Genomic DNA, 1,653 nt, shown 5'->3' on the forward strand with positions numbered 1-1,653 from the left:
CACTCAGCCTTCCGATGGGGCCGGCACGTCAAGAGCGGTACTCGAGCTAACGCTCATTGTGTTGAGTGGTGGGAAGCCGAAGCCGAAGCCAAAGCCAAAGCAGAAGCAAGAGTAGAAGAGGCAGAAGAAGCAGAAGGTGCAGAAGGTGCAGAAGGTGCAGAAGGTGCAGAAGGTGCAGAAGGTGCAGCAGGTGCAGCAGGTGCAGCAGGTGCAGCAGGTGCAGCAGTGAGAGTTGAGTTGCATGCGTTTCAAAACCTGAGTGCGACTCGGTATTTCACGTCGGCGTACCTCTCCCAATCAACTCGGTCGGCTCCCTCTCCCTACGGGCGGTCCGACGTTTCGGGAGGGCTGGGGTGAGGGCGCTTTTGACTTTGATCTTCTCCGCGCCCAATAAAAAAGCCACCTCTCGGTGGCTTCACTCTCTGACTGCACTCAGTCGTAAATCACTTTCTTCTTCCAGTCCGCATCAGCCTCAACATCCTTGAGTCCCGCAGTCAGCTGGTTTTCTTCGCCTTCGACCGGGGCAATCTTGTCCATGACCTGGGCGTTGGCGCGGGCCAGGAGTTTTTCCAGGTATTGGAGTTGTTCGGCGTAGATTTGCGGGTCCTGTTGTTTGCGCAGGTATTGCACGCCGCGTTCGAAGGCGAGGCGGGCCTGGCCTGGTTGGTTTTGCTGGAGGGCGTGCTGGCCGAGGTTGTTGAAGAACTCGATGTGCAGCAGCACGAGGATGTGGCGTACTTCGCGAATCCAGTGTTTGGCTTCGTTCGGTGGCAGGAAGCCGTCCTGGGCGGCGCGGGTGATCTGGCCGTGGAGGGCTTCGAGGAGGAAGCGGACGTCTTTGGCCTTGGCTTCGGTCTGGATCGGGGCCGGTGGGTTGTTGACCGGGATCGATTCGCCCTGGGCGACGAGGGCGCTCAGTTCGGTGATGCGGGCCTTGGTGGTGGCGCTGGTCTTTTCCAGGTTCAGCAGGCGCTGGCAGACGTTCAGCTCCAGGCGGGTCAGCAGCAGCTTGAGGGCCGGGGTCATGAACTGGCCGGGGAAGGTTTCGGTCAGTTCGCCGCAGCGGCGCAGGCGGTCGTTGAGTTCGACCTTGGTGCGGGCCTTCTCCAGTTTGGTGTTTTCCACCACATGGTTCATGTAGCCAATGGCGATCAAGATTGCGATCCCGGCTATGACTAGCAGGGTGATCATGAGTGGTGTCACCGGTAAGACCTCTTTATAGGGTTCGCGTGCGAGTGTAGTGGCTTGGCATAGAGGAGCCTAGCGCCGCTCGACGGGTTTGGATCGGCGAAGCTGAATCTGTATCGGCCAGGAACCGGCTTATATAAATGCTGGCCCTTGGGGTGCAGATTGCCATCACCTGTGCCGTGGACTATAACGCCTTGGCGAGTGTCGGAATATAGGCGTCAATCGTCGGGCGACGCAAAAGCCGGAAACGGCGCGTAAAGCAGGTCGAAGTCATTGATTTAAATAAATTTATATCTGGGGGTTGACGACCTTTCAATCCATCCATAGAATGCGCGCCACTTGCAGCGTAAAGCACACAGCGAAACGCGGCAGGGAGTGAATGTTGTAGTGTGTCCCCTTCGTCTAGTGGCCTAGGACACCGCCCTTTCACGGCGGTAACAGGGGTTCGAGTCCCCTAGGGGACGC

At 58.2% G+C, this 1,653-nt stretch carries 1 protein-coding gene and 1 tRNA gene; one reads left to right on the top strand and one right to left on the bottom strand.

What is annotated here, in order from left to right; all coding sequences use genetic code 11:
• Positions 1 to 432: 432 nt before the first annotated feature.
• Positions 433 to 1,191: a hypothetical protein gene (locus AC1RT4_RS28965; RefSeq protein WP_011335462.1), complete on the bottom strand. Its 759-nt coding sequence runs from the start codon at positions 1,189 to 1,191 to the stop codon at positions 433 to 435.
• 388 nt (positions 1,192 to 1,579) lie between these two features.
• Between AC1RT4_RS28965 and AC1RT4_RS28970 the strand changes: the two genes are divergently transcribed.
• A tRNA-Glu gene (locus tag AC1RT4_RS28970) sits at positions 1,580 to 1,652 on the top strand.
• The last annotated feature ends 1 nt before the right edge of the window (position 1,653 follow it).

The sequence above is a fragment of the Pseudomonas sp. GW821-FHT11D10 genome, assembly GCF_058808435.1.